General features: G+C 69.0%; 2 protein-coding genes. Both read left to right on the top strand.

Annotation, left to right across the window (positions count from 1 at the left end; all coding sequences use genetic code 11):
* Positions 1 to 455 (top strand): glycosyltransferase (locus Q8Q88_RS08130; RefSeq protein ID WP_305674695.1); only part of this gene is annotated, 455 nt, incomplete at its 5' end.
* Between the two features lie 84 nt (positions 456 to 539).
* Positions 540 to 1,353: IS481 family transposase (locus tag Q8Q88_RS08135; RefSeq protein ID WP_305674696.1), on the top strand; the 814-nt coding region annotated here is incomplete at its 3' end.

The following is a 1,353-nucleotide window of genomic DNA, read 5'->3' on the forward strand; positions in this document are numbered from 1 at the left end:
ACGGCGGCGAGCCACCCGGCGGTGGGACCTGGCTGGAGGCCTGCTTCGCGGGCGTGGACTACGACCCGGCCCGCGTCTCGTTCCTCGGCAAGGTGGAGCACGCCCGCATGCTGGCGGCCCTGCGCCTGGGGACGGCGCACGTCTACTACACCTACCCCTTCGTCCTCTCCTGGTCGCTGGCCGAGGCGATGGCCAGCGGCTGCTACGTCATCGGCTCCGACACCCCGCCGCTGCACGACGCCATCACCGACGGGGTCAACGGCCGGCTCTTGCCCTTCTTCGACGTCGCGGCGCTCAGCCAGGCGATGATCGACGCCTGCCGCGACCCGGCCGCCTCGACGCCCTTGAGGATCGCGGCGCGCCGGGCGGCCGTGGCGAAGTTCGACCGCGCCAAGGGCCGCGAGGCCTGGCTGGCGCTGCTCAGGGAACTGGGCGTGCGAATTCCGGCGGCCTAGATGTGAGCTCTCAATAGGTTGTCCATCCGACCCGGACCGGGGAAGCTGTGGTTGCGAAGCTACAGGGTCTCAGGAAGGGATCGGATGAACGTCCACAAGAATGCCCGGCTGACGGTGCACAGTCGAGCCGAGTTGGTGCGCCGGGTGCTGAGCGAGGGTCAGACGCCGAAGGCCGTGGCCATGGCCTTCGGCGTCGACGCCAAGACGGTTGCGAAGTGGGTCGTGCGCTTCGAGGAAGAAGGAGCGGCCGGACTGGCCGATCGGTCCTCGCGGCCCCACAAGCTCCACCGGCCGACGCCGGCCGAGACCGTGGATCGGGTCATTGCCCTTCGCCGGCAGCGCTTCTGCGGCCAGCAGATCGCCAAGCAGACCGGGGTCTCGCCGGCCACGGTGAGCCGCATCCTGCGGGCTGAGGGTATCAGCCGGGCCAGGGACCTGGACCCGCCGGAGCCGGTGGTCCGCTACGCGCGCGCGAACCCCGGAGAGCTGATCCACCTCGACATCAAGAAGCTCGGCCGCTTCGAGGTGGAGGGCCACCGCGTCACCGGTGATCGCCGCAAGGGCTCCTCGCGCGGGGCCGGCTGGGAGTTTGTCCACGTCTGCATCGATGACGCCTCGCGCATCGCCTTCAGCCAGGTCATGCCCGACGAGAAGAAAGAAAGCGCCACCGCCTTCCTGATCGCCGCGATCGCCTACTACGCCAGCCTCGGCGTCACCGTCTCAAGGGTGATGACCGACAACGGATCCTGCTACCGGGCCCACGCCTTCCGCGACCTCTGCAAGGCGCTGGGCCTCAAGCACATCCGCACCAAGCCCTACACACCCAAGACCAACGGCAAGGCCGAACGCTTCATCCAAACCGCGCTACGGGAATGGGCCTACGCCCAGGCTTACCCGA

The organism is Phenylobacterium sp., assembly GCF_030697925.1.
Taxonomy (GTDB): domain Bacteria; phylum Pseudomonadota; class Alphaproteobacteria; order Caulobacterales; family Caulobacteraceae; genus Phenylobacterium.